The following is a 24,087-nucleotide window of genomic DNA, read 5'->3' on the forward strand; positions in this document are numbered from 1 at the left end:
TCAGACCGCGGCCGGGTCCTCCTCGACGAGGAGGTTGCGGGTGCGGTTCGGGTCCACCAGGATGCCGGGGCCGATGGTGGTCGAGAACGCGGTCTTCTTGATGTAGCGGCCCTTGGCGGCGGACGGCTTGGCGCGGAGCACCTCGTCCAGCGCGGCGGCGTAGTTCTCGACCAGCTGCTCGTCGGTGAAGGAGGCCTTCCCGATGATGAAGTGCAGGTTCGAGTGCTTGTCGACGCGGAACTCGATCTTGCCGCCCTTGATGTCGTTGACAGCCTTGGCGACATCCGGGGTGACGGTGCCGGTCTTCGGGTTCGGCATCAGACCACGGGGACCGAGCACGCGGCCGAGGCGGCCGACCTTGCCCATGAGGTCCGGGGTGGCGACGACGGCGTCGAAGTCCAGCTTGCCCTTCGCGACCTCGTCGATGAGCTCGTCGGCACCGACGATGTCGGCGCCCGCAGCACGCGCGGCCTCGGCACGCTCGCCGGTCGCGAAGACCAGGACCCGAGCGGTCTTACCGGTGCCGTGCGGGAGGATCACGGTGCTGCGGACCATCTGGTCGGCCTTGCGCGGGTCGACGCCCAGACGCATGGCGACCTCGACGGTGCCGTCGAACTTGCTGGTGCTGGTCGCCTTGGCGAGGCGGATGGCCTCGAGGGGGGCGTAAAGGCGCTCGCGGTCGACCTGGGCGTCCGCGGCCTTCAGGGCCTTGCTGCGCTTCATAGCTGCTCCTGAATGGTGAATGGAGTTGTGGTGTCACGGGCCTGCGCGGGCCCTACCACGGGGACGAGAAGGGTGATCAGCCCTCGACCGTGATGCCCATCGACCGGGCGGTGCCGGCGATGATCTTGGACGCGGCGTCCAGGTCGTTGGCGTTCAGGTCGGGCATCTTGGTCGTGGCGATCTCACGGACCTGGGCGGCGGTGAGCTTCGCGACCTTGGTCTTGTGCGGCTCGCTCGAGCCCTTCTCGATACCGGCGGCCTTCAGGATGAGGCGCGCGGCCGGCGGCGTCTTCGTGATGAAGGTGAAGGAACGGTCCTCGTAGACCGTGATCTCCACCGGCACGATCATGCCGCGCTGCGACTCGGTCGCAGCGTTGTAGGCCTTGCAGAACTCCATGATGTTGACGCCGTGCTGACCCAGCGCGGGGCCGACCGGCGGGGCCGGGTTCGCCGCACCGGCGTTGATCTGGAGCTTGATAAGCCCCGTGACCTTCTTCTTCTTGGGAGGCATGTCTCTCCGGGTCCTTCCGAGAGGTGATTGCTGGTGTGTGCGGACGCGGGGCGACACCCGGTCGCCAGCACACACATCGGACCAGGCTAACGCCTAGGCGTCGCTGGAACAAAACGGATTCGGGGCGGGCCCGCGGGCCCGCCCCGAATCCGAAGACTGTGGGACTAGTTCTTCTGGATCTGGTCGAAGGAGAGCTCGACCGGGGTCTCCCGGCCGAAGATCTCGACCAGGCCCTTGACCTTCTTCGAGTCGGGGTTGATCTCGTTGATGGTCGCCTGCAGGGTCGCGAACGGACCGTCGGTGACGGTGACCGAGTCGCCGACCTCGAAGTCGAGGACCTGGATCTCGCTGGGCTTGACCGGCGAGGGCTTGCCGGCCTCCTTGGCCGCCTGGCGCTCGACGTCGGGGGCGAGCATCTTGACGACCTCGTCCAGGGTCAGCGGGTACGGGTCGTAGGCGTTGCCGACGAAGCCGGTGACACCGGGGGTGTTGCGCACGACGCCCCAGGACTCCGGGGTGAGGTCCATGCGCACCAGGACGTAGCCGGGGAGCTTGTTCTGGCGGATGGTCTTGCGGTCGCCGTTCTTGATCTGGACGACCTCCTCCTGCGGCACCTCGGCCTGGAAGATGTACTCCTCGACGTTGAGGGAGACCGCGCGCTGCTCCAGGTTCTGCTTCACCCGGTTCTCGTAGCCGGCGTAGGTGTGGATCACGTACCACTCGCCCGGCATGAACCGGAGGTCCTCGCGGAACTTGGCGACCGGGTCGACCTCGACGGCCTCCTCCTCGGCGGCCTCGTCCTCGTCGTCCTCGGCACTCTCGTCGGCGGCGTCCTCGGCGCTCTCGTCGGCGGCGTCCTCGACGAGCTCCTCCTCGGTCTCCACGTGCAGCGCGACCTCCTCGGCCGGCTCGCCGGCCTCGGCCTCGTCGTCCGCCTCGACCTCGTCCTCGTCGGCGTCGACCGCGTCCACGATCTGCTGCTCGTCGGACTCGACGGCGTCAGCCAGCTCGGCCGCGTCCTCGGCGGCGACATCCGCCTCGAGGACGGTCTCGTCGGCGTCGTACAGGGGGGACTCAGACACGGTGGCTGCTTCTTTCCTGGAGATGGTGAAGGTGGCGCGCTCCGCGACGGTCCGGCTCCGCTCCGCTCACGCGGTCGCCGGAAGTTCGCCTCGAAGACTTCAACAGTACCGAGTCAACGGTAGCGGCCCCGTACCTCCGACGCAGACAGCTCGACCCGGGCCGAGGACCGGCCCGGGTCGGGAGGTTGTACGCACAGGTGGAACGGCTGGGTCAGCCGAAGATCCAGAGGGCGGCCTTGGAGAAGCCGTAGTCGAGGCCGGAGACGAACGCCATCACGACCACCACGAACACGACCACGACCGTGGTGTAGCTCACCAGCTGGTTGCGGCTGGGCCAGACGACCTTGCGCAGCTCGGCGATGATCTGCCGGTAGAAGAGGGCGAGACGGGCGAAGACGCCCTTCTTGGCCCGCTTGCCGGACTTCTTCTCGCCAGAGCGCTTGCGGCGCGAATCACCCTCCGCAGGGGTGGTCTCGGCAGCGCCGTCGGCCCCCTCGGGGTTGCCGCTCTCAGGCGTTGCGGTGGAGCCCGTGGTCTCCGTCACTCGTCCTCACCTGAATCCGGGTCCTGCCGAGCGTCGACTGCGTACCCGAAGAGGCACGAGCGGCCGGCTAGCGGTGCTGATCGGCGCCCTCTCCGCATCAAGCCCGCTCGCTCTGTGGAGCGAACGGGCTGAGTACGGATCAAGCAGCAGGGCAAGAGGGACTTGAACCCCCAACCGCCGGTTTTGGAGACCGGTGCTCTACCAATTGAGCTATTGCCCTACGGAACCTCGCGGCCCCAGTAGTGACGACCAACCTACCGTATCTTCCGCCGATGTCCGCACCGTTTCCGGTGCGGCGGTGGAGGCTCCGGTTCGTTCGGTGGCCGTCGATCAGTGAGTGTACGGGGTGGAGGGGCGTTTGGTCGAACCTCTTCTTTTCGGGCCGTCACAGAGGCCCCACCCGGCCGCCATCCGGACGGTCCCGTACATATCGTGAAACCGCCATGCCCGGGCGGTGTGCGGTCTGCGACGATGCAGGCATGAGCGCTTCCACCCCGCAGCCCGACCGTTCCGTCCGTCCCGCCGACCGCCGGGTCTCCGCCCGGATCGGCGCGATCGCCGAGTCCGCCACCCTCGCCGTGGACGCCAAGGCCAAGGCCCTCAAGGCGGCCGGCCGGCCCGTCATCGGTTTCGGCGCCGGCGAGCCGGACTTCCCCACCCCGGACTACATCGTCGAGGCGGCCGTCGAGGCCTGCCGCGACCCGAGGAACCACCGCTACACCCCGGCCGGCGGCCTGCCGGAGCTCAAGGAGGCGATCGCGGCCAAGACGCTGCGCGACTCCGGCTACGCGGTGGACGCCTCCCAGGTGCTGGTGACCAACGGCGGCAAGCAGGCGATCTACGAGGCGTTCGCGGCGATCCTCGACCCGGGTGACGAGGTCATCGTCCCGGCGCCGTACTGGACCACCTACCCGGAGTCGATCCAGCTGGCCGGCGGTGTGCCGGTGGAGGTCGTGACCGACGAGACCACCGGCTACAAGGTCTCGGTCGAGCAGCTGGAGGCCGCCCGCACCGAGAACACCAAGGTGGTGCTCTTCGTCTCGCCGTCCAACCCGACCGGCGCGGTGTACACCCGGGCCGAGGCCGAGGCGATCGGCCGCTGGGCCCTGGAGCACGGGCTGTGGGTGCTCACCGACGAGATCTACGAGCACCTGGTCTACGGCGACGCGGAGTTCGTCTCGCTGCCGGCCCTGCTGCCGGAGCTCGCGGACAAGACCGTCGTGGTCAACGGTGTCGCCAAGACCTACGCGATGACCGGCTGGCGGGTGGGCTGGGTGATCGGCCCCAAGGACGTGATCAAGGCCGCGACCAACCTGCAGTCGCACGCCACCTCGAACGTCTCCAACGTGGCCCAGCGCGCCGCCCTGGCCGCCGTCGCCGGCGACCTCTCCGCCGTCCACGAGATGCGCACCGCCTTCGACCGGCGCCGCCGCACCATCGTCCGGATGCTCAACGAGATCGACGGCGTGCTCTGCCCCGAGCCCGAGGGCGCCTTCTACGTGTACCCGTCGGTCAAGGCCCTGCTGGGCAAGGAGATCCGCGGGCAGCGTCCGCAGACCTCCGCCGAGCTGGCCTCGCTGATCCTGGACGAGGTCGAGGTCGCGGTCGTTCCCGGCGAGGCCTTCGGCACCCCCGGCTACCTGCGGCTCTCCTACGCCCTGGGCGACGCCGACCTCGCCGAGGGTGTCGGCCGGATCCAGAAGCTGCTGGCCGAGGCCCGCTGAACCCTCGGGTCCGACGCCGCGCCCCGGGCGTGACGTCAACACCGATTGACCGGACCGCCCTCTTTTCACCCCTTCGGGGGCCGGAAAGAGGGCGGTTCCCGTAGGGGGTCCCGATACGGCAGGATTCGTGAATGGAACGCCTGCTGAACCCGCGAGACGTCAGGGACCTCCCGAAGGCCCACCTGCACCTGCACTTCACCGGCTCGATGCGCCCGGCCACCCTGCTGGAACTGGCCGAGAAGCACCGGGTCCGGCTGCCGGAGGCGCTCAGCTCCGGCGAGACGCCCCGGCTGCGGGCCACCGACGAACGCGGCTGGTTCCGGTTCCAGCGCCTCTACGACACCGCCCGCTCGGTGCTCCGCGACGAGGAGGACATCCGTCGGCTGGTCCTGGAGACCGCCGAGGACGAGCGGCGGGACGGCTCCCGCTGGCTGGAGATCCAGGTCGACCCGACCTCCTACGCGCCCCGGCTCGGCGGACTGATCCCGGCCCTGGAACTCATCCTGGACGCGGTGGAGCAGGCCGCCGCCGCCACCGGGGTCGGCATCAGGGTCCTGGTCGCGGCCAACCGGATGAAGTCCCCGATGGACGCCAGGACGCTGGCCCGGCTCGCCGTCCGCTACACCGACCGGGGCGTGGTCGGCTTCGGCCTGTCCAACGACGAGCGGCGCGGCCTGGCCCGCGACTTCGACCGGGCCTTCGACATCGCCCGCCGGGGCGGGCTGCTGGCCGCCCCGCACGGCGGCGAGCTGGCCGGCCCGGAGTCCGTCCGGGACTGCCTGGACGACCTCGGCGCCGGCCGGATCGGCCACGGGGTACGGGCCTCCGAGGACGAGCGGCTGATGCAGCGGCTGGCCGACCGCCAGGTGACCTGCGAGGTCTGCCCGTCCTCGAACGTGTCGCTGGGCGTCTACGAGCGCCCGGAGGACGTCCCGCTGCGCCGGCTGTTCGACGCCGGGGTGCCGCTGGCGCTCGGCGCCGACGACCCGCTGCTGTTCGGGGCCAGGCTCGCCGACCAGTACCGGCTGGCCCGCGACGTGCTGGGCTTCTCCGACCCCGAGCTGGCCGAGCTGGCCCGGCAGTCGGTGCGCGGCTCGGTCGCTCCGGACAGCGTGCGGAAGGAACTGCTGGCGGACATCGACGCCTGGCTGACGGCCTGAGGGCCGGAGAGCCCGGGGGCCGGGCCGCTCAGAGGCTGACGCCGACCATCACCGGCTCGTTCACCAGCTCCACCCCGAAGGCCGCCCGCACCCCGTCCCGGATCTCCCGGGCCAGCGCGAGGAGGTCCTCGGTGGTGGCCGCGCCGCGGTTGGTGAGCGCCAGGGTGTGCTTGGTGGAGAGGGTCGCCGGGCCGCTCCCGTAGCCCTTGCCGAAACCGGCCCGGTCGATCAGCCAGGCGGCCGAGGTCTTGGTGTGCCCGTCCGGCGCCGGGTAGGCGGGGGCGGTCAGCTCGCGCTCGGCGGCCAGCGCCAGGAAGGCCGCGTACTGCTCGGGGCCCAGCACCGGGTTGGTGAAGAAGGAGCCCGCCGACCAGGTGTCGTGGTCCGCCGGGTCCAGCACCATGCCCTTGCCGGCCCGCAGCCCGAGCACGGCCGCGTACGCCTCCCGCAGGTCGACCCGCTCGTCCTGGGCCACCCCGAAGTGCTTGGCGACCTCGGCGTAGCGGACCGGGGTGGAGCGCCCGGCGGCGTCCTCCAGCCCGAAGCGGACCCGCAGCACCACGTAGCGCTCGGGGTCCGCCTTGAAGCGGCTGTGCCGGTAGGAGAACGCGCACTCGGCGTTGGCGAGGGTGACCACCTCGTCGGCCCGGCGGTCGTAGGCGACCACCTCGGTGATCGTCTGCGCGACCTCCTGGCCGTAGGCGCCGACGTTCTGCACCGGGGTGGCACCGGCCGAGCCGGGGATGCCGGCCAGGAACTCGATCCCGGCCAGTCCGGCCCCGACCGCGCGGTCCACCGCGTCGGCCCAGACCTCGCCGGCCGCCAGCTCCAGGACGGTGCCGTCCAGGGCGAAGCCGGTGGTGGCGATCCGCAGCACCGTGCCGGGGAAGCCGGCGTCGCCGATCACCAGGTTGGAGCCGCCGCCGAGCACCAGCAGCGGCTGTCCCGCCGCGTCCGCGGCGCGGACGGCGGCGACCACCTCGTCGTCGGTGTGCGCGGTCACCAGGCGGCGGGCCGGGCCGCCGAGCCGCAGTGTGGTCAGCGGGGCGAGGGGGGCGTCGAGTTCTTCCAGCACGCCCCCAGGGTACGGGGAGCCCGCCCCCGCCCGGCCCGGGGCGTGGCCGGGCCGGAGCGGGCGGGGTGCCCCGGGGCACCGGGCGGGGCGAAGGGGGCGAAGGGGGCGCGGGCTCAGCCGAGCCGGACGACCGCCTTGGCCATGCCGAGCACCTTCTGGCCCTGGTAGGTCGCCAGCAGGTCGACCTGGACCCTGCGGTCGTCGAGCAGCTTGGCCACCTTGCCGGTGACCTCGACCACCGAGCCGGTGCCGTCGTTGGGCACCGGCACCGGACGGACGAACCGGACGCCGTACTCGACCACCGCGGCCGGGTCGCCGACCCAGTCGGTCACCACCCGGACCGCCTCGGCCATGGTGAACATGCCGTGCGCGATGACGTCGGGCAGGCCGACCTCCAGCGCGAACTTCTCGTTCCAGTGGATCGGGTTGAAGTCGCCGGAGGCGCCCGCGTACTGCACCAGCGCGGCCCGGGTCACCGGGAAGGACTGCGCCGGCAGCTCGGTGCCGACCTCGACCTCGTCGTATCCGATCGCCATCGGGATCACTCCCCCGCCTTCTCGTCGGCGGCCCGGGCCACCAGGGTCATGACCGACGTCACCACGTGCTCGCCGGACTCGTCCGCCACCTCGCCGCGCACGGTGAGCACGTCGTTGCCCGCCAGCGACTTGATGTTGTCGACGGTGACCGAGACGGTCAGCCGGTCACCGGCCCGCACCGGGCGGGTGTAGCTGAACTTCTGGTCGCCGTGCACGACCCGGCTGTAGTCGAGGCCCAGCTCCGGGTCCTGGACCACCTGGCCGGAGGCCCGCATGGTGAGCACGATCGGGAAGGTCGGCGGCGCGATCACGTCCGGGTGGCCGAGCGCCTTGGCCGCCTCCGGGTCGCGGTACACGGGGTTGGCGTCACCCACGGCGACGGCGAACTCGCGGATCTTCTCCCGGCCGACCTCGTAGGGCTCGGTGGGCGGATAGGTCCGCCCGATGAAGGAAGGGTCGAGTGCCATCGGCAGCTCCTAGGAAACGCGGCGGACAGACGGTTCGAACACAAAAGACTCCGGGCCGCACCCCCCAATGAGGGATGCGGCCCGGAGTCGTAGACCTGGTCACACAGGCCCGTCGCCCTGCAACAGGGTCAGCGGGTCTCGCGGTGCGCGGTGTGCGAGTTGCAGCGGGGGCAGTGCTTCTTCATCTCAAGACGGTCCGGGTCGTTACGCCGGTTCTTCTTGGTGATGTAGTTCCGCTCCTTGCACTCCACGCAGGCCAGCGTGATCTTCGGGCGGACATCGGTGGCAGCCACGGGAGTGCCTTCCTTGGACAATGAATGAGAACACAGACAACAGTAGCCGACCGGGAGATGATCCCCCGACCGACTACGCGGGGTAGCGGTGACCGGACTTGAACCGGTGACACAGCGATTATGAGCCGCTTGCTCTACCAACTGAGCTACACCGCCACAGTGATCCGGAGCACGGCCGAAGCCGACTCCTTCTCACCAGAGCCCCCATGCGGAATCGAACCGCAGACCTTCTCCTTACCATGGAGACGCTCTACCGACTGAGCTATAGGGGCGAACGAGGAAGAGATTACACGTTCCGCGCCCAGAGGTGAAATCCGTATCCCGCGGCGAAGTCCGCAGGTCGGCGGGGCGCACGGGCGAGCGATCGAAGGTCCGGCGTTCGACCCGCCCCCCGGGAGCGCGCCCCGAGCCGATACGACTATTGCCCGCCTCCCGGCGCCCCGGGCCCGCCCGCCGTAGGCTCGTCGCTCATTGACCCGAGCAGGAACCGGACGCCAGAAGGAGCCGGGCGATGGACAGCGCAGCCGCCGACGGACCGCACCCCGGACCCGGACCGGCCGCCAACCCGCTCGGGCACGGGCCCGTCCTGCTGCTCACCGGGGCCAGGCTGGCGGACGGCCGGGTGGTGGACGTACGGATCAGCGGCGACCGGATCCAGGCCGTCGGCACCGCGGGCGGCCTGGGCCCCCTGCCGGCCGTGCCCGGCGGTCCCACCGTCACCACCGGGGCCAGGATCGACCTGCGCGGCTATCTGCTGCTGCCGGCACCGGCCGAGGCGCACGCGCACTACGACGTCGCCTTCTCCGCCGCCCTGCCCACCCCGCCGCCGGAGACCCCGGCCGAGCTCACCCGGCGGGTCACCGAGGCCGCCCTGACCTCGCTCGGCTACGGCGCCACCGCCCAGCGCACCCACGTCCGGATCGGCGACGTGCACGGGCTGCGCCGGCTGGAGGCGGTCCTCACCTCCCAGCAGGCGCTGCGCGGCCTCGCCGACCTCCAGGCCGTCGCGATGCCCCGGCTGCTCACCGGCCGGGCCGGGGCGGACGGCCGGGCCCAGCTGCGGGAGGCGCTCAAGCTGGGCGCCACCGCCGCCGGCGGCTGCCCCGAGCTGGACCCGGACCCGGCCGGCTACGTCCACCTGCTGCTGGAGGCCGCCCGGGAGGCGGACTGCCCGGTGGACCTGCACACCACGGCCGCCGATCCGGTGCAGCTGGCCCGGCTGGCCGGGGCCCTCGCCCCGCTGCGGCCCCGGGTGGTGGTCGGCCCCTGCGGGTCGCTCGCGCCGGGCGCCGCGACGGTGCTGGCCAACAGCGGGGTCCGGGTGGTCTGCCTGCCGCAGAACGGAAGCTGTTCGGGGCTGGAGGGCCCGCCGGGCGGGCTGCGGCCCGCACCGCTGCGGGACCTGCTGAAGGCCCGGGTGCCGCTGGCGGCCGGCAGCGGCTCGCTGCGCGACGGCGCCAACCCGGTCGGGCGGGCCGACCCGCTGGAGGCCGCGTACCTGCTGGCGGCCGCCGGGGTGCTGGACCCCGACGCGGCGTACGACGCGGTCTCCAACCAGGCGCGGCTGGCGCTCGGGCTGGCGCCGGTGCGGGTGGACGCCGGCTTCCCGGCGGAGCTGCTGGCGGTGCGCGGGGACAGTCTGTCCGGGGCGCTGGCGGGCGGGCACAGCCGGCTCGTGGTGCACAGCGGGCGGGTCGTCAGCCGCACCAGCGCGGTACGGGAGTTCGCCGACACGGTGGCGCTGGCGCTGCCCCGGCAGTCGGACGGCACGGACGGGGGCTGAACCCGGCCGGACGGGTGATCGGGGCGCGCGATGCAGGCATCGCGCGCCCCTCCCCCACCCGGGTGGCCGCCGGAGCGGCGGAGCGGCCCCAGGCCTCCCCCACGGAGCGGGGCCGCTTCCTCACCACCGACGCTATGCGACCGGACCGGCGCCCCGGCCGCTCTTGACGCCCTGTTGGCGCCGGGGCCGCCGCTCCTGACGCGCCGTTGACACCCCTCGGCGGCCGGGGGAACGCGCGGGGCTCGGCCAGGGCTCGTCAGGGCTCGTCAGGGCTCGTAGCGGTAGCCGATCCCCGGCTCGGTGATCAGATGGCGCGGCCGGGCCGGATCGCGCTCCAGCTTCCGCCGCAGGCCGGCCAGGTAGACCCGCAGGTAGTTGCCCCGCTCCTCGTGGGCGGGGCCCCAGACCTCGCGCAGGATCCGCCGGCCGGGCACCAGCCGGCCGGGGTGGGCCAGCAGCAGGGACAGGATCCGCCACTCGGTCGGGGTGAGCCGCACCGGGCCGTCCGGCCCGGTCACGGTGGTGGCGGCGAGGTCCACGGTGTGGTCGCCGATCACCGGCGCGGGCGCCGCGGGGCCGACGGTGACCGGCGGGCGGCGCAGCACGGCCCGCAGCCGGGCCAGCAGTTCGTCCATCAGGAACGGCTTGGTGAGGTAGTCGTCGGCGCCGGCGTCCAGCGCGCCGATCCGGTCGGCGGCGTCGGCCCGGCCGGAGAGCACGATGATCGGCACCGCGCTGCGGCTGCGCAGGCCGCGGATGACGTCCATGCCGTCGAGGTCGGGCAGGCCGAGGTCGAGCAGGACGGCGTCGGGGGCGGTCCTGGCGGCGCGGGCCAGGGCCTCGCCGCCGGTGGCGGCGGTGCGGACGGCGTACTGCCGGGCGCCGAGGTTGATCCGCAGGGTGCGCAGCAGCGCCGGCTCGTCGTCGACGACGAGGATCTCGCTCATGCGGGGGCCTCCCCGGGGTGCTGGACGAACACGGGACCGGCGGGTACCGGATCCGCCGGCACGGGCACGGGGCCGTCGGGCAGCGGCCGGGCCGGGGCGGCGGGCAGGGTGAGCAGCATGGTGGTGCCGCCGCCGGGGGTGTCCTCGACCTCCAGGCTGCCGTCCATGGCTTCGGCGAGACCCCGGGAGAGGGCGAGGCCGAGGCCGACGCCGGTGGTGTTGTCGGTGTCGCCGAGGCGCTGGAAGGGCAGGAAGACCCGGTCGCGGTCCTCGGGGGCGATGCCGGGGCCGCGGTCGATCACCCGGACCTCGACCCGTCCGGCGTGGTGGCTGGCGGCGACCAGGACCGGTGCGCCGGGGGCGTTGTACCGCAGGGCGTTGGTGATGACGTTGGCGAGGACGCGTTCCAGCAGCGGCGGGTCGGCGAGCACCGGCGGGACGGTCTCCAGGTCGAGCGGCTGGACGGGCGCGTACGGGTCGGCGAGCGAGTCGAGGGCGCGGGGCAGGATCTCGTCGAGGTGGGTCTCGGCGAGGTGGAGGGTGAGCGCGCCGGCCTGGAGGCGGCTCATGTCGAGCAGGTTGTCCACCAGACGGGTGAGTTTGACGAGGGACTCGTCGGCGGTGGCGAGGAGTTCGGCCTGGTCCTCGGGGGAGAACTCGACGTCGGGGCTGCGCAGCGAGCCGACCGAGGCGAGGGCGGCGGCGAGCGGGGTGCGCAGGTCGTGGCTGACGGCGGCGAGCAGGGCGGTGCGCATCCGGTCGGCGGCCTTGATGGGTTCGACCTCGGCGGCGACGACGGCGAGGCGGTCGCGTTCCAGGGCGGCGGCGACGTGGGCGGCGAAGGCGGTGAGGACGCGCTGGTCGGCGGCGGGCAGCCGGCGGCCGGTGAGGACGAGCACGGCGTCGGGGCCGACGGGGACCTCGGTGGTGACGAGGGTGCGGTCCGGGGCGGCGCCGCCGTCGGCCCGGTCACCGTCGGCGGCGTCCTTCGGCTCGGCGGCGGTGTCGCAGGAGGCGAGCACCTCGCCGCCGGTGCGGCCGAGCAGGGCCACCGAGCTCATGCCGAAGGCGGTGCGGGACTTCTCCAGCAGGGCGGGCAGGGCGTCGGCGCCGCGCAGCACGCTGCCGGCGAGGGTGGAGAGGGTCTCGGCCTCGGCGGTGGCGCGGGCGGCGCGGGCGGTGAGGCGGGTCGCGTGGTCGACCACGGTGGAGACGGTCAGCGCGACGGCCGCGAAGACCACCAGGGCGATGATGTTGTTGGTCTCGCCGATGGTGAAGGCGTGCACGGGCGGGATGAAGAAGTAGTTGAGCAGCACCGAGGCGACCAGCGAGGCCAGCAGGGCCGAGGTGGCGCCGCCGAGCAGGGCGACCACGACGACGCCGAGCTGGAAGATCAGGGCGTCGGTGGTGAGGTTGACGGTGTCGTGGAACTGGGACAGGACCAGGGTCAGCAGCGAGGGCACCACCGGGCCGGCCAGGAAGCCGGCGACGGTGCGGCGCCGGGAGTGGCGCCGGCCGAGGGCGGGCAGCCGGCCCCGACCGGTGAACTCGTGGGTGACCATGTGGACGTCGATGTCCTCGGAGGCGTCCACCGTGGTCTCGCCGATGCCCGGTCCGGTGAGGAAGCGGGCGGTCCGGCCGCGGCGGCTGGTGCCGAGGACGAGCTGGGTGGCGTCGTGGGCGCGGGCGAAGGCGAGCAGCGAGGTGGGGATGTCGTCGCCGACCACCACGTGGTAGCTGCCGCCGAGGCTCTCGACGAGCTGCCGCTGCTGGGCGAGGGCGCCGGAGGAGGCGCCGGCCAGGCCGTCGCTGCGGGTGACGTGGACGGCGAGCAGGTCGCCGCCCGCCGTCCGGTCCGCGATCCGGGCGGCGCGTCTGACCAGGGTCTCGCCCTCGGGGCCGCCGGTGAGGGCGACCACGACGCGTTCGCGGGTCTCCCAGACCCGGTCGATGTTGTGGCTGGCCCGGTAGTCGCGCAGGCCCTCGTCGACCCGCCCGGCCACCCAGAGCAGGGCGAGTTCGCGCAGGGCGGTGAGGTTGCCGACCCGGAAGTAGTTCGAGAGCGCCGCGTCCACCTTCTCCGCCTTGTAGACGTTGCCGTGGGCCATCCGGCGGCGCAGCGCCTGGGGGGCCATGTCGACGAGTTCGATCTGGTCGGCCCGGCGCACCACCTCGTCCGGGACGGTCTCGCGCTGCGGGATGCCGGTGATCTTCTGGACGACGTCGTTCAACGACTCCAGGTGCTGGATGTTGACCGTGGTGATGACGTCGATCCCGGCGTCCAGCAGCTCCTCGACGTCCTGCCAGCGCTTGCCGTGGCGTCCGCCGGGGATGTTGGTGTGGGCGAGTTCGTCCACGAGGACGACCGTGGGCCTGCGCCGCAGCACCCCGTCGAGGTCCATCTCCTCGAAGTCGGTGTCCCGGTAGGCGCGGTGGACGCCCGGCACGACCTCCAGGCCGTCGAGCATCGCCTCGGTGTGGCGGCGCCCGTGGCACTCGATCCAGCCGACGACGACGTCCGCGCCCCGGTCCTGTCTGCGCCGGGCCTCGTCCAGCATCCGGTAGGTCTTGCCGACACCGGGAGCGGAACCGAGGTACACCCTCAGCCGGCCGCGTCGGTGGCCGGTGCCGGGGGTGAGGTCGCGGGCCATGGGCGCTGCTCTTTCGTCTTCTGCGTCGTACGGGGGGACGGGTCGTACGGGGGACGGACGGCGGGCCGGTCCGGTCCGGGGCGCTCGCCCCGGACCGGACCGGCCCGTCTCAGCCGATCGGCCGATCTGTCGTCACTTCTGTTCCACCAGCGCCTTGTTGAGCAGGACGACGTTGACGCCCGGCTGCCCGAGGAAGCCGAGCGGGCGGCCGTCGGTGTTCTTGTCGACCAGCTTGCGGACGGTGTCCACCGGCAGGTTGCGGGCCTTGGCGACCCGCTCGACCTGCTCCTGGGCGTAGGCGGTGGAGATGTGCGGGTCCAGGCCGGAGCCGGAGGCGGTGAGGGCGTCCACCGGGACGCTCGCCGGGTCGACGCCGTCGAACGCGGCGACGGCCTGGCGGCGGTCCTCGATGTTCTTGGCGAGGTCCTCGCTGTTGGGGCCCAGGTTGGAGGCGCCGGAGGCCTTGGGGTCGTAGGCGCCCGGGCGGGGCTGGAACCACTGCGGGTCGGGGCGGGGCGCCTCGTCCGGGTCGTCCGGGTTCTGCTTGGGGAGGTTGAAGTTCTGGCCCAGCAGGCTGGAGCCGGCCGCCTTGCCGTCGACCTCGACGATCGAGCCGTTCGCCTTGTCGGCGAAGGCCAGTTGGGAGATGCCGGTGACCAGCAGCGGGTAGGCGATGCCGAGGAGCACCGTCAGGACCAGCAGGGCGCGCAGCGCGGTGAGGTGGGTGCGCACGGCGGTGGGCAGGGGCTTGGACATGATGCGTTCTCCTCTCTTGCTAGTTGAGGCCGGGGACGAACTGGACGACCAGGTCGATCAGCTTGATGCCGACGAACGGGACGACCAGGCCGCCGAGGCCGTAGAGGCCGATGTTGCGACGCAGCAGGGAACTGGCGTCGGAGGGGCGGTACTTCACCCCGCGCAGGGCCAGCGGTATCAGGCCGACGATGACCAGGGCGTTGAAGACGATGGCCGAGGTGATCGCGGACTGGGGGCTGTGCAGCTGCATGATGTTGAGCTTGTCCAGGCCCGGGTAGACCGCCGCGAACATCGCCGGGATGATCGCGAAGTACTTGGCGACGTCGTTGGCGATGGAGAAGGTGGTCAGCGCGCCGCGGGTGATCAGGAGCTGCTTGCCGATCTCGACGATCTCGATCAGCTTGGTCGGGTTGGAGTCCAGGTCGACCATGTTGCCGGCCTCCTTGGCCGCCATGGTCCCGGTGTTCATCGCGACCCCGACGTCGGCCTGGGCGAGGGCGGGGGCGTCGTTGGTGCCGTCGCCCGTCATCGCGACCAGCTTGCCGCCGGCCTGCTCCTTCTTGATCAGGGCCATCTTGTCCTCGGGGGTGGCCTCGGCGAGGAAGTCGTCCACGCCCGCCTCCTCCGCGATCGCCCGGGCGGTCAGCGGGTTGTCGCCGGTGATCATGACGGTCCTGATGCCCATCCGGCGCAGCTCGTCGAACCGCTCCCGCATGCCCTCCTTGACCACGTCCTTGAGGTGGACGACACCCAGGATCCGGGCGGGCGCGTCACCGAACCTGGTGGCGACGACCAGCGGGGTGCCACCGGCCGCGGAGATGCCGTCGACCAGGGCGGAGACCTCGTCGGAGACGGCTCCGCCATTGGCGGTGACCCAGTTGGCGACAGCCGCGGCCGCGCCCTTGCGGACCTGGTGCAGCCCCTCGTCCTCGTCGAGGTCGACGCCGGACATCCGGGTCTGGGCGGTGAACGGCACCCAGGTGGCGTGCGTCACCTCGCCCTGGGCGCGGGCCCGCAGGCCGTACCCGGTCTTGGCGAGGACGACGATCGAGCGGCCCTCCGGCGTCTCGTCCGCCAGGGACGAAAGCTGTGCCGCGTCCGCGAGCTCCTCGACGGGGACCCCGGTGGCCGGCTGGAACTCGGCGGCCTGGCGGTTGCCGAGGGTGATGGTGCCGGTCTTGTCGAGCAGCAGGGTGTTGACGTCGCCCGCCGCCTCGACGGCGCGGCCCGACATCGCCAGCACGTTGCGCTGGACCAGCCGGTCCATGCCGGCGATGCCGATCGCCGAGAGCAGCGCGCCGATGGTGGTCGGGATCAGCGCCACGATCAGCGCGACCAGCACGATCATCGACTGCGGCGCACCGGCGTAGGTGGCCATCGGCTGCAGGGTGACGACCGCCACCAGGAAGACGATGGTCAGCGAGGCCAGCAGGATGTTGAGCGCGATCTCGTTCGGCGTCTTCTGCCGGGCGGCGCCCTCGACCAGGGCGATCATCCGGTCGATGAAGGACTTGCCGGGCTCCGAGGCGATCTTCACCACGATCCGGTCCGACAGCACCTTGGTGCCGCCGGTCACGGCCGAGCGGTCGCCGCCCGACTCCCGGATCACCGGCGCGGACTCGCCCGTGATCGCCGACTCGTCGACGGAGGCCACGCCCTCGACGACGTCACCGTCACCGGGGATGATCTGGCCGGCCTCGACCACCACGTGGTCACCGAGCGCGAGCGCGGTACCGGCGACCTCCTCCTCGGCCCGCGAGCGCGGCCAGTCGGTGAGGCGGCGGGCCATGGTGTCGGTCTTGGTCCGGCGCAGGGTGTCCGCCTGCGCCTTGCCCCGGCCCTCGGCGACGGCCTCGGCCAGGTTGGCGAAGACCGTGGTCAGCCAGAGCCACACCGTGATCGACCAGGCGAACACGCTGGGGTCGGCGATCGCGGCGACCGTGGTGACGACCGAGCCGACCTCGACCACGAACATCACCGGGTTCTTGACCATCACCCGGGGGTCGAGCTTCTTCACCGCGTCCGGCAGGGACGCCAGGATCAGCTTCGGGTCCAGCAGGCCGCCGGACACTCTGTGCGGCGCCTCGGCGGACGACGGCTCCGGCTGCGGGACCGGCTTCCCGGCCCGCTCGGATTCTTCGGTCATGGTGGACGACATCAGGAGAGACCTTCCGCGATCGGCCCGAGAGCCAGGGCCGGGAAGTAGGTGAGGCCGACGACGATCAGGACGACGCCCGACAGCAGGCCCACGAACAGCGGCTTGTGGGTGGGCAGGGTGCCCGGGGTGGCGGGGACCGGCTGCTGCTGGGCGAGCGCACCGGCCAGGGCCAGGACGAAGACCATCGGCAGGAACCGGCCGAACACCATCGCCAGACCGATCGCGGTGTCGTACCAGTCCGTGTTCACCGTGATGCCCGCGAACGCCGAACCGTTGTTGTTGGCGCCCGAGGTGAACGCGTACAGCACCTCGGAGAAGCCGTGGGCGCCCGAGTTCAGCATCCCGGCCCGCTCGCCCGGCAGCGCCATCGCGACTCCGGTGCCGACCAGCACCAGGGTCGGGGTGGTCAGGATGTAGAGGGAGGCGAACTTCATCTCCCGGCCGCCGAGCTTCTTGCCCAGGTACTCCGGGGTGCGTCCGACCATCAGACCGGCCACGAAGACCGCGACGATCGCCAGCACCAGCATCCCGTACAGGCCCGAGCCCACACCGCCGGGCGCGATCTCGCCCAGCATCATGTTGAACATCGTCAGCCCGCCGCCGAACGCGGTGTACGAGTCGTGGAAGGAGTTCACCGCACCGGTCGAGGTCAGCGTCGTCGAGGCCGCGAACAGGCTGGACGCCGCGATGCCGAACCGCTGCTCCTTGCCCTCCATCGCCCCGCCCGCCGCCTGCAGCGCGGAACCCGCGTGCTGCGACTCGGCCAGGGTCAGCAGCGCCACCGAGGCGACCCAGAACAGGCCCATCACCGAGACGATCGCGTAGCCCTGACGGTTGTCGCCGACCATCCGGCCGAACGCCCGCGGCAGCGCGAACGGGATCACCAGGATGAGGAAGATCTCCAGGAAGTTGCTCAGCCCGGTCGGGTTCTCGAACGGGTGCGCCGAGTTGGCGTTGTAGAAGCCGCCGCCGTTGGTGCCCAGCAGCTTGATGACCTCCTGCGAGGCCACCGCCCCGCCCGGGACCGACTGCGGGTCGCCCGCCAGCGTCGCCACCTCGTGGAAGCCGTGGAAGTTCTGCACCACGCCGGTGGCCACCAGGGCCAGCGCGAACACGATCGCGACCGGCAGCAGCAGTCGCAGACAGACCCGGGTGAGGTCCACCCAGAAGTTGCCCAGCCGGTCGGTGCGGTTGCGGGTGAAGCCCCGGATCAGGGTGGCGACCACCGCGATGCCGACGGCCGCGGAGACGAAGTTCTGCACCGCCAGACCGGCCATCTGGGCCAGGTGCCCCATCGCGGCCTCGCCGCTGTAGGACTGCCAGTTGGTGTTGGCCACGAAGGAGATCGCGGTGTTCCACGCCTGGTGGCCGGACATCTGGTCGACACCCAGGCCCAGCGGCAGCCACTGCTGCACCCGGATCAGGGTGTAGAGGAAGAGGACGGACACCGCCGAGAACGCCAGCACCGAACGCAGGTAGACCGGCCAGCGCTGGTCGGCGTCGGCGTCCACGCCGATCACCTTGTACAGGGCCTTCTCGGCTCTGAGGTGCTTCTTGGAAGTGAGGGTGTGGGCGATGTAGTCGCCCAGGGGGCGGTAGCACAGGGCCAGCGCGCCCACCAGGGCGAGGACCTGCAGCCAGCCCGCGAGAGTCGAACTCATGTCAGAACTTCTCCGGGTAGATCAGCGCGAGAACGAGGTAGCCGACGAGGGCCACGGCCACGATGAGACCTGCGATGTTCTCGGCGCTCACAGCTTCTCCACCCCCCGCGCGATCAGGGCGATGACGCCGAACACGGCGACCGTGACGACGACGTAGATGAGATCGGACATGGACTCCACCACGGTGGTTCGGAGGTGGCCGCGGCCCGCGTTCAGCTGCCGGCACGGCGCGCCGGCGGAGAGGCCGGCAAGGCCCAGCCAACCGCGCTCACGGAGCGTCAACGGCGTTCTTGACGCCCTCCATACGGCGCCCGTTCGATTGTTGACGGGCTCCATACGGGGGCTTGTCCGGGCTGTGACCGGGCCCGCCCCGGACATGGCGGGGCCCCGGTCAGCGGGGTGCTGTCCGGGGCCTCGTACCTCGTCCTTCGGTGCCTACGCGTGCTCGGGGGCCTGCAGCTTCTCCCGCTCCCGCGGCACCGCCGGCTCACCGCGCCGGACCGCGCCCGGGGCCCGCCCCGAGGGCCGGTCCACCCGGTTGGAGGAGGTCAGCTGCCACGGCACGCTGATCACCATCACACCCGGGGTGAACAGCAGCCGGCTCTTCAGCCAGAGCGCCGACTGGTTGTGCAGCAGGTGCTCCCACCAGTGCCCGACCACGTACTCCGGGATGAACACCGCCACCGCGTCCCGCGGGCTGGTCCGCCGGTAGTCCCGCACGTACTGGACCACCGGTTTGGTGATCTCCCGGTACGGCGAGTCCAGCACCTTGAGCGGCACCGGCAGGGCCAGTTCCTCCCAGCGGCGCTCCAGCTCCCCGGTGGCGTCCGGCTCGACCGCGACGGTGAGCGCCTCCAGCGAGTCCGGCGCGAACGCCTGCGCGTAGCCGACGGCCCGCAGGGTGGGCTTGTGCACCTTGGAGACCAGCACGATCCCGTGCACCCGGGACGGCCGCACCGACTCCGCCTCCGGGTCGTCCACCGCCAGTTCCTCGGCGACGCCGTCGTAGTGCCGCCGGATGCCGCGCATCATCACCCACAGCACCGCCGCCGCGACCACGGCCAGCCAGGCGCCCTGGGTGAACTTGGTCAGCAGCACGATCACCAGCACCAGCGCGGTGGTGACCGCGCCGAAGAAGTTGATCACCCGGGAGCGCTGGGCGGCGCCCCGCACCGCCGGGTCGGTCTCGGTGGCCAGGGCCCGGTTCCAGTGCTTCACCATGCCGATCTGCGACAGCGTGAAGGAGGTGAAGACGCCCAGGATGTAGAGGTGGATCAGGCTGGTGACGTCGGCGTCGTACAGCCAGAGGAGGCCGCCGGCCACCACCGCGAGCGCGATGATGCCGTTGGAGAAGGCCAGCCGGTCGCCGCGGGTGTGCATCTGCCGGGGCAGGTAGCGGTGCTCGGCCAGGATCGAGGCCAGCAGCGGGAAGCCGTTGAACGCCGTGTTGGCCGCCAGGATCAGCACCAGCGCGGTGACCGCCTGGATGAAGTAGAAGAGGACACTGCCGTCCCCGCCGAGGATCGCCGCCGCCAGCTGGGCGATCACGGTCTGCTGCGGCGCGGTCGCGCAGTCCCCGGGGAAGCCGGTGAGGTGGCAGGCGTTGTCGGCGATGTGGACCTTGGAGACCAGCGCCAGCGCGGTGATGCCGATGAACATCACCACGGCCGTGGTGCCCATCACGGCCATCGTCGCGGCGGCGTTCCTCGACTTCGGCGCCCGGAACGCCGGCACGCCGTTGGAGATCGCCTCCACCCCGGTCAGCGCTGTGCAGCCGGAGGCGAAGGCGCGCAGGCCCAGCATCAGCAGCCCCAGCCCGGCCAGGGTGTCCTTGCCGTCCTCCGGCACGATCCCGTACGCGGCGCTGGCCGCCACCGGGGCGTCGCCGAGCGCCACCCGGACCAGCCCGGTGACCACCATCAGCAGGATGCCGCCGATGAACAGGTAGGTCGGCGCGGCGAAGGCCTTGCCGGACTCCCGGACACCGCGCAGGTTCACCGCCATCAGCAGGACGACGAAGCCGACCGCCAGCTCCACCCGGTGGTCCGCCAGCGAGGGCAGCGCGGAGATGATGTTGTCCACGCCGGAGGCCACCGAGACGGCGACCGTCATCACGTAGTCGACCAGCAGCGAGGCGGCCACCACCAGGCCCGAGTTGGCACCCAGGTTGCGCGACACCACCTCGTAGGAGCCGCCCCCGCTGGGGTAGGCGTGCACCACCTGGCGGTAGGACATCACCACGACCGCCATCAGCGCGACCACGCCGGCCGCGACCCACGGGGTCAGGTTGAGGAAGGCGGCGCCACCGACGGTGAGCACCAGCAGGATCTCCTGGGTCGCGTAGGCGACCGAGGAGAGCGGGTCGGAGGCGAAGATCGGCAGGGCCAGGCGCTTGGGGAGCAGCGTCTCGCCGAGCTCCTCGCTGCGCATGGCCCGGCCGATCACTAGGCGCTTGAGCGCCTGGGGCAGGTTGAACACATGGGCGAGCGTAAGGGCGCACACCGGGCGCGCAATGGGCCGTCCTGGCGTGCGCGGGACGCCCGGCACGCCCGAGCGGCGGGGTGTTTCCGCAGGTCGAAGCCGCTATGGGCGGGGCGTTCCGGGCGGGACGGCGGCATTTCGGGGGCTGCCGGAGGGGCCGTTAAGACATCGTCAAGATATGACGATCGGCTCGCTTACATCCGGGCATAAGGCACTAATTCACCCGACGCCAATCCCCCCCTCCCCCGCATGCTTCGCCCCCTGTCACATCCGCATCCGGAGCCGGCAGACCACCGCGTCGGTGTGCCGACGCAGGGCCCGGTCGATGACGGCGCCCCGGCGGTTCTGCAGCGCGCGCTGCCAGGGCCGGGCCGGCTCGACCTCGGGGATGAGGACGGTGAGGCGGTCGTAGGCGTGCTCGGCGGCGAGCTCGTTGACGAAGTCCGCGATCGGCTGCCCCAGCCGGCGGTGGCCGTCCGGGATCTCCACCAGTGGGACACCCGGGGCCCACAGCTCCCAGTCCCGGCGCAGCGTCTCGGTCTCGGCGGGGTCGTGGACGACGGTGACGGCCATGACCTCGTCGCCGAGGGAGAGCGCGGCGGAGAGGCCGTCCCGGGTGAGACGGGTGATCGCGGTGACCGGGACGACGACCAGGCTGCGCTGCGGGGTGAGCGGGCCGGGGACGCGGCCGAGTTCCAGCCGCTCGCCGATCCGGGCGTAGCTGCGGTGGACCGCCTCGAAGAGCAGGACCAGCAGGGGCAGGGCCAGGCAGATGCCCCAGGCGCCCTCGGTGAACTTGGTGCCGGTGACGACCAGGGCCGCGGTGCCGGTGAGCAGCGCGCCGAAGCCGTTGAGCGCGGCCTTGGCCCGCCAGTGGGCCGGCTTCTCCAGCGCCCAGTGCCGGACCATGCCGACCTGGCAGATCGTGAAGCCGACGAAGACGCCGATCGCGAAGAGCGGGACCAGGCTGTTGACGTCGCCGCCGGATGCGACCAGCAGCACGGCCGAGACGGCGGCCAGGAACAGTACGCCGTGGCGGTGCACCTGACGGTCGGCGCGCAGGGCGAAGACGTGCGGCAGGTGGTTGTCGCGGGCCAGCAGGTGGAGCAGGACGGGCAGGCCGCCGAAGGAGGTGTTGGCGGCCAGACCGAGCAGGACGACGGTGGCGAACTGGACGACGTAGAAGCCGGCGCCGTGGCCGAGCGAGGCGTCGGCGAGCTGGGCGAGCACGGTGACGCCCTCGACCGGCTGGAGGTGGAAGCGGCCGATCAGCACGGCCAGTCCGATGAGCATCACGCCGAGCAGCGCGCCGAGTGCGACCTCGGTGCGCTGGGCGCGCTTCACGCCCGGCGCGCGGAAGGACGGGACGGCGTTCGCCACCGCCTCCACGCCGGTGAGCGCCGAGCAGCCGGCCGCGAAGGCCTTGAGCAGCAGCAGCGCGCCGACCGTCGTGGCGTTCTCCGTCAGCACCGAGGCGTGCCCGGCGGCGGCCTCGGTACTCGCGGGCGCGTCCCGGAACAGGCCGACCACGACGATCGCCAGGATCGACAGCACGAAGACGGCCGTGGGCGCCATGAACCAGCGGGCGGACTCGGCGATCCCGCGCAGGTTCACCGCCGTCACCAGCGCCAGCACGCCCAGGCACAGCCACACCCGGTCCTCGTACAGGCCGGGCACCGCGGAGGTCAGCGCCGCCACACCCGCCGTCACCGAGACCGCGACGTTCAGCACGTAGTCGATCACCAGGGAGGCCGCGGCCGTCAGCGCCGTCCGCCGGCCCAGGTGCGCCTTCGCCACCGCGTAGGAGCCGCCGCCGTCCGGGAAGGCCGCGATCACCTGGCGGTAGGAGGCCACCAGCACCGCCAGCAGCACCGCGATCGCCGCCGTCACGGGCAGGGTGAACCCGAGCCCGTACGCCCCGGCCGCCGCGAGCACCAGCACGATCGACTCCGGCCCGTAGGCCACCGAGGCCATCGCGTCCAGGGAGAGCGCCGCCAGTCCGCCGGCCACCGTCAGCCGGTGGCGGTCGTCGCCGCTCCCGTCGGACACTGCGGCGCCGGTGTCCGGCGGCTCGGGCTCGACGGCGAGGGCCGGGGGGAGGGGGCTGGACATCGGACGGGACCTCCGCAGTCGATCGGTTGCTCCGATCCTGCGGGCCGCGGGCGGTGTCACCGCTGGTCCGTACGGGTTCCTGACGCTCCCCGTACCGCTCCTGACGGTTTCTTGACGAATTCGTGCGCCGGCTTGGGCGGGGTGGGCGGACCGCTGTCCCGGCGGGCGCCGGTTGGGAAGACGATCAGCTGCGAAGGAGGACTCCCGGCGCGCTTCCGCGCGGCCGGGACTGCTCGACAGACAAGCCGAAACGGTCCGACCCCACCCTGCCCCACCACTGTGCTGCCTGTTTGAGGTAATTGCAAGTAGTTCGCAATAAGTCGACCCCCGAGTGATCCGCTACTCTCCGCGCATGGCCACCCACTCCCCGCCACCGTCTCTCCTCCTGATCGACCTGGACCACACCCTGGTCGAACGCGAGGGCGGTCCCGACGCCTGGACCCCGGCCTTCTGCGCCACCCACGGCCTGCCGCCCGAGGCCGCCCCCACCGTCTTCGCCCTCTTCCGCGCCGACCGCTCCCCCACCGGCTTCGCCCGGATCGCCGCCCGCTACGGCCTCCCGCGCACCGGCGCCGACCTCTGGGAGGAACACGTCGCCCACGAGGCCGCCCGCACCCACCTGCTCCCCGGCGCCCCCGAGGCCCTCGCCGCCCTGCGCGCCGCCGGCTGGCCCATCGCCGTCGTCACCAACGGCTGCACCGACATCCAGCGCGCCAAACTCACCCGCACCGGCCTGCTCCCCGCCGTCGACACCGTCGTCGTCTCCGAAGAGGCCGCCGCCCGCAAACCCGACCCCGCGATCTTCCACCTCGCCGCCGCCCGCCTCGGCCGCACCCTCACCCCCACCGACTGGATGGTCGGCAACAACCCTGCCACCGACCTCCGCGGCGCCCACGCCACCGGCCTCCGCTCCATCTGGATCACCCCGACCCCACCCCCACCCCTCCCCCCGACCCACCCCACCCCCACCCACACCGCCCCCGACACCCCCACCGCCGCCGCCCTGCTGCTCACGTCCCCGTGATGCGCGGACCGTCGAAGACCTCCGGCCGCCCCCGGGCGGCACCCTCGAACCCCGACCGCCTCCAGCGACCCCCCGGCAGCACCCAAACCCCGACCAACACAGCCGCCCTGCTCCGGGACAGAACGAGAGAGGCCCCCGATCCGCGTCTCCGCGGATCGGGGGCCTCTCTTTATCCTGTGGCTGGTGCAGGGTTCGAACCTGCGTAGCTTGCGCGGCAGATTTACAGTCTGCTCCCTTTGGCCGCTCGGGCAACCAGCCAGGATGTTTGCCTCCCGGGGGCTTGCCCCGTTCGACTGGGTAAACCTTACCCGATGCTGGGGGGTGGTTCGCCACCCGGTTCCGCGGAGCCGGACGGGCGGGTGCGGTGCGGGCGTGCCGGGCGGGGGTGGGGGTCGGCTG

The 24,087-nt window shown here is 72.1% G+C and carries 21 protein-coding genes and 4 tRNA genes; 4 read left to right on the plus strand and 21 right to left on the minus strand.

The annotated features are described in order from the left end of the window. The 5 genes from rplA to ACW14Y_RS18110 all read right to left on the minus strand — a co-directional run bounded on the left by rplA (window position 1) and on the right by ACW14Y_RS18110 (window position 3,080). Window positions 1-723 (minus strand): 50S ribosomal protein L1, encoded by a 723-nt coding sequence (rplA, locus tag ACW14Y_RS18090; protein WP_045939618.1) that lies wholly within the window; start codon window positions 721-723, stop codon window positions 1-3. Window positions 724-799: 76 nt separating this feature from the next. After that, window positions 800-1,234 (minus strand): 50S ribosomal protein L11, encoded by a 435-nt coding sequence (gene rplK / locus ACW14Y_RS18095; protein WP_093861689.1) that lies wholly within the window; start codon window positions 1,232-1,234, stop codon window positions 800-802. Between the two features lie 164 nt (window positions 1,235-1,398). Next, a complete protein-coding gene (nusG, locus tag ACW14Y_RS18100) occupies window positions 1,399-2,316 on the minus strand; it encodes a transcription termination/antitermination protein NusG (RefSeq protein WP_380388445.1) in 918 nt (305 codons plus the stop codon). 211 nt (window positions 2,317-2,527) lie between these two features. Next, complete coding sequence (gene secE, locus ACW14Y_RS18105) at window positions 2,528-2,860, minus strand: preprotein translocase subunit SecE (RefSeq protein WP_380303022.1); 333 nt, start codon at window positions 2,858-2,860, stop codon at window positions 2,528-2,530. Window positions 2,861-3,007: 147 nt separating this feature from the next. Next, a tRNA-Trp gene (locus tag ACW14Y_RS18110) sits at window positions 3,008-3,080 on the minus strand. Window positions 3,081-3,339: 259 nt separating this feature from the next. Between ACW14Y_RS18110 and ACW14Y_RS18115 the strand changes: the two genes are divergently transcribed. Both ACW14Y_RS18115 and ACW14Y_RS18120 read left to right on the plus strand, forming a co-directional pair. Continuing rightward, window positions 3,340-4,584 (plus strand): pyridoxal phosphate-dependent aminotransferase, encoded by a 1,245-nt coding sequence (locus tag ACW14Y_RS18115; RefSeq protein ID WP_266311589.1) that lies wholly within the window; start codon window positions 3,340-3,342, stop codon window positions 4,582-4,584. 131 nt (window positions 4,585-4,715) lie between these two features. Further along, window positions 4,716-5,744, plus strand: coding sequence for an adenosine deaminase (locus ACW14Y_RS18120; RefSeq protein ID WP_456987626.1), 1,029 nt, complete (start codon window positions 4,716-4,718; stop codon window positions 5,742-5,744). 28 nt (window positions 5,745-5,772) lie between these two features. Here ACW14Y_RS18120 and ACW14Y_RS18125 read toward each other — a convergent pair whose 3' ends face one another. From ACW14Y_RS18125 to ACW14Y_RS18150, 6 genes are all read right to left on the minus strand, one after another. Then, window positions 5,773-6,816, minus strand: a complete 1,044-nt coding sequence (locus ACW14Y_RS18125; protein ID WP_380303074.1) for a UDP-N-acetylmuramate dehydrogenase — start codon at window positions 6,814-6,816, stop codon at window positions 5,773-5,775. 116 nt (window positions 6,817-6,932) lie between these two features. Continuing rightward, window positions 6,933-7,355 (minus strand): MaoC family dehydratase, encoded by a 423-nt coding sequence (locus ACW14Y_RS18130; RefSeq protein ID WP_030393244.1) that lies wholly within the window; start codon window positions 7,353-7,355, stop codon window positions 6,933-6,935. Between the two features lie 5 nt (window positions 7,356-7,360). Further along, window positions 7,361-7,822: a MaoC family dehydratase N-terminal domain-containing protein gene (locus ACW14Y_RS18135; protein WP_093861683.1), complete on the minus strand. Its 462-nt coding sequence runs from the start codon at window positions 7,820-7,822 to the stop codon at window positions 7,361-7,363. Window positions 7,823-7,950: 128 nt separating this feature from the next. Further along, the gene (gene rpmG, locus ACW14Y_RS18140; protein WP_006604855.1) at window positions 7,951-8,115 is read right to left on the minus strand and encodes a 50S ribosomal protein L33; all 165 of its coding nucleotides are present in this window, start codon (window positions 8,113-8,115) and stop codon (window positions 7,951-7,953) included. A gap of 83 nt (window positions 8,116-8,198) precedes the next feature. Further along, window positions 8,199-8,271: transfer RNA gene (locus ACW14Y_RS18145), tRNA-Met, on the minus strand. 43 nt (window positions 8,272-8,314) lie between these two features. Continuing rightward, a tRNA-Thr gene (locus ACW14Y_RS18150) sits at window positions 8,315-8,387 on the minus strand. Between the two features lie 239 nt (window positions 8,388-8,626). Here ACW14Y_RS18150 and ACW14Y_RS18155 point away from each other — a divergent pair. Further along, complete coding sequence (locus ACW14Y_RS18155; protein WP_380303028.1) at window positions 8,627-9,898, plus strand: amidohydrolase family protein; 1,272 nt, start codon at window positions 8,627-8,629, stop codon at window positions 9,896-9,898. A 266-nt stretch (window positions 9,899-10,164) separates the two neighbouring features. Here ACW14Y_RS18155 and ACW14Y_RS18160 read toward each other — a convergent pair whose 3' ends face one another. From ACW14Y_RS18160 to ACW14Y_RS18200, 9 genes are all read right to left on the minus strand, one after another. After that, window positions 10,165-10,845 carry a response regulator gene (locus tag ACW14Y_RS18160; protein ID WP_380303030.1) on the minus strand — a complete coding sequence of 227 codons (681 nt, stop codon included), beginning with the start codon at window positions 10,843-10,845 and terminating at the stop codon, window positions 10,165-10,167. Beyond that, on the minus strand, window positions 10,842-13,496 hold the full coding sequence (locus ACW14Y_RS18165; RefSeq protein WP_456987631.1) for an ATP-binding protein: 2,655 nt from the start codon (window positions 13,494-13,496) through the stop codon (window positions 10,842-10,844). The genes ACW14Y_RS18160 and ACW14Y_RS18165 overlap by 4 nt, the downstream gene beginning before the upstream one ends. A 132-nt stretch (window positions 13,497-13,628) precedes the next feature. Further along, complete coding sequence (gene kdpC / locus ACW14Y_RS18170; protein ID WP_380303034.1) at window positions 13,629-14,252, minus strand: potassium-transporting ATPase subunit KdpC; 624 nt, start codon at window positions 14,250-14,252, stop codon at window positions 13,629-13,631. 19 nt (window positions 14,253-14,271) lie between these two features. Beyond that, complete coding sequence (gene kdpB, locus ACW14Y_RS18175; RefSeq protein ID WP_456987634.1) at window positions 14,272-16,398, minus strand: potassium-transporting ATPase subunit KdpB; 2,127 nt, start codon at window positions 16,396-16,398, stop codon at window positions 14,272-14,274. A gap of 11 nt (window positions 16,399-16,409) precedes the next feature. Then, window positions 16,410-18,071 carry a potassium-transporting ATPase subunit KdpA gene (gene kdpA, locus ACW14Y_RS18180; RefSeq protein ID WP_380303038.1) on the minus strand — a complete coding sequence of 554 codons (1,662 nt, stop codon included), beginning with the start codon at window positions 18,069-18,071 and terminating at the stop codon, window positions 16,410-16,412. A 1-nt stretch (window position 18,072) separates the two neighbouring features. Then, window positions 18,073-18,162, minus strand: a complete 90-nt coding sequence (kdpF, locus tag ACW14Y_RS18185) for a K(+)-transporting ATPase subunit F (protein ID WP_043470777.1) — start codon at window positions 18,160-18,162, stop codon at window positions 18,073-18,075. Next, window positions 18,159-18,353, minus strand: coding sequence for a hypothetical protein (locus ACW14Y_RS18190; protein WP_380514528.1), 195 nt, complete (start codon window positions 18,351-18,353; stop codon window positions 18,159-18,161). Before ACW14Y_RS18190 ends, kdpF begins: the two co-directional genes overlap by 4 nt. Before the next feature lie 153 nt (window positions 18,354-18,506). After that, on the minus strand, window positions 18,507-20,501 hold the full coding sequence (locus ACW14Y_RS18195; protein WP_380303076.1) for an APC family permease: 1,995 nt from the start codon (window positions 20,499-20,501) through the stop codon (window positions 18,507-18,509). A gap of 315 nt (window positions 20,502-20,816) precedes the next feature. Beyond that, the gene (locus ACW14Y_RS18200) at window positions 20,817-22,664 is read right to left on the minus strand and encodes an APC family permease (protein ID WP_456987637.1); all 1,848 of its coding nucleotides are present in this window, start codon (window positions 22,662-22,664) and stop codon (window positions 20,817-20,819) included. A 352-nt stretch (window positions 22,665-23,016) separates the two neighbouring features. Here ACW14Y_RS18200 and ACW14Y_RS18205 point away from each other — a divergent pair, with 352 nt between their 5' ends. Beyond that, window positions 23,017-23,688 carry an HAD family hydrolase gene (locus tag ACW14Y_RS18205; protein ID WP_456987639.1) on the plus strand — a complete coding sequence of 224 codons (672 nt, stop codon included), beginning with the start codon at window positions 23,017-23,019 and terminating at the stop codon, window positions 23,686-23,688. A gap of 177 nt (window positions 23,689-23,865) precedes the next feature. On the opposite strand, the gene ACW14Y_RS18210 is transcribed toward ACW14Y_RS18205, so the two are convergent. Further along, window positions 23,866-23,946, minus strand: a tRNA-Tyr gene (locus ACW14Y_RS18210). Window positions 23,947-24,087: the final 141 nt, after the last annotated feature.

Source organism: Kitasatospora sp. cg17-2 (genome assembly GCF_054031055.1).